Here is a 2018-nt window from a genome sequence, read left to right on the forward strand (position 1 = left end):
GTTCTCGCTGCAATGGTATGACGACCTGCTGCACGCCTTCTCCGGCGTCTGGGCTCTGGCCGCCGCCTTCATCTCGCACCGCCAGGCGGTGTTCTATTTCAAGCCGTTCGGTTCGGTCTACCTGTTCGACGGCGTGCTCGGGCTGATCACCGGTTCCGGCTGCCTCGATGCCGGTATCTTCATCAACGGCTTCCGCTCCCTCAACGATATCGAATTCCCGGCTCGCTTCTTCGCCAACCTGCCGCACCTCGTCATTGGTGGCTTCGCCGTCTATGTCGGCTTCCGGCTGGCCAGGCGCATACACGAACACTTCGCCACGGCCTGACTGGCCATGTTCCTGTTCCGCTGGCTGAAGCGCATCATCAAGACGATCCTCTGGGTGATCGTCATCGTCATCCTCATCCCGATCGCCGGGCTGAGCTACGGCTTTCTGACGACGTCGTCGCTCGACAAGACGCCGCTGCCCGGCATTGCTGACGGCGCGCCGCCCAAGGCGCTGGCCGACAAGGTTCGCGCCGAGATCCCAGGCTACCAGCGGCCGGAGGAATCGACCTTCCTCACCTATCCGGAATGGGCGATCGTCTACGCCGCGCGCGAATATGCCGGCTTCGTCGACAAGGACCAGCCGAGCGGCTTCCCCTACTGGTCCTATGTCGGCCGCTTCTGGCAGGACTACGCCATGGTCATCCGCGCCAGTTCTCCCTATAAGTTCAACTACGCCAACCACCAGATGCTGGTCATCATCGGCACCAGCCACTCGATCGAGCATATATTGCAGTGGGCCTATGAGAACACGGTCGGCCGCATCACCGAGGCGACGACGGCCAAGCGCACCGCCGCCGACATCTATCAGGCCAAGATGGCGGCGGACTATGCAGGGTTTCTCGACCAGGTGCCCTGGTATCAGTTCCCCTATGCCGACAAGCGCGCCGGCCTGTTTGCGGTGCAGTCGGCGCCGGGCGACAGTTCCATCCGCACCAGCGAACGCAAGCTCGCCTTCGGCCTCGCCGACACCATCAAGCAGGGCTATGCCGACCTGATCACCAAGGCGCTCGCTGCCACGATGGACCCCGCCTTGCTCGACATCCATGTCTGGGCCAAGGGACCCGTCGGCGAAGCCACCCGCAACGAGCCCGACACCTTGCTCGAACGCGACATGGGCGCTGACGGCACCATCTTCGTCACCAGGCGCTATCAGGTGTTCACCGAAGTGATCCCGCGCCTGATCGACAAGGGCGTCTCCTTCGTCGAGATCGGCGGCAATGACGAGATCATGGTCACCGTGCTCTCCACCGATACGATCGTCATCCCCGAAGGCATGCGCATCCTGTTCAGCTATCCGCTGCCGGCCGACCCGGCGATGCGCCGCACCGGCATGATCGTCGCCGTGCGCAAGCTGCATCTCGTGCTGCCGGCGCTGATCAAGGCCGGCGCCAAGCTTGAACACGTCTACGACTACTGAGGCCTTTCGGCCACGCCCGGCCAGGATCATGCATTTCCTGGCCTCCGCCACGCCCATTCCACAATCGCGGCCAAATCCCGCCTTGTTCGCGCGCGAAGGACTGGGAAGAAATGAATGGGCTGCCGGGGGCATCTCGAAGGGACAAGACCGTGATCAAGACCGCCCTTATCGCCATGACCATAGTCGGCTGCGACTGCGACGCCAAGCTTTGCGAATATATCGGCGAGACGCCGGCCAAGTGGTCGACCGTCGCCGAGTGCGAAGCGGCGATGAAGAGCCAGATGCTGCACGAGCGCAATTTCAATTATCCGCTCGTCTCCGGCATCTGCCGCACGAAGGGTTCGTCGTCCTCCTCGCAACTGGCCGCGACCGCATCGCGCCCGAAACTGAAGCCCGCCAGCCGGGTCGTCAGAACCGAAAGCCCATTGCCGCCTGAATTGAGCCACCGGCCAAGCGTCTCGGTCGGTTCGCCGACGACGGCCATGGAAGCCGATGCCGCCCGGCCCGTCGCCTATGAACAGGTGGTCGATGGCGGAACCGGTGTGCTCTATCGCAC

At 63.3% G+C, this 2018-nt stretch carries 3 protein-coding genes; all 3 read left to right on the forward strand.

Annotation, left to right across the window (positions count from 1 at the left end):
• On the forward strand, positions 1-325 hold a 325-nt coding region (locus EN893_RS31025; protein ID WP_128362056.1), incomplete at its 5' end, for a hypothetical protein.
• Positions 326-331: 6 nt separating this feature from the next.
• Positions 332-1462: a hypothetical protein gene (locus EN893_RS31030; protein WP_127268291.1), complete on the forward strand. Its 1131-nt coding sequence runs from the start codon at positions 332-334 to the stop codon at positions 1460-1462.
• Between the two features lie 149 nt (positions 1463-1611).
• A partial coding sequence (locus EN893_RS31035; RefSeq protein ID WP_128362057.1) for a hypothetical protein occupies positions 1612-2018 on the forward strand: 407 nt, incomplete at its 3' end.

Source organism: Mesorhizobium sp. M7A.F.Ca.CA.004.04.2.1, from assembly GCF_004022825.1.
Lineage (GTDB): Bacteria > Pseudomonadota > Alphaproteobacteria > Rhizobiales > Rhizobiaceae > Mesorhizobium.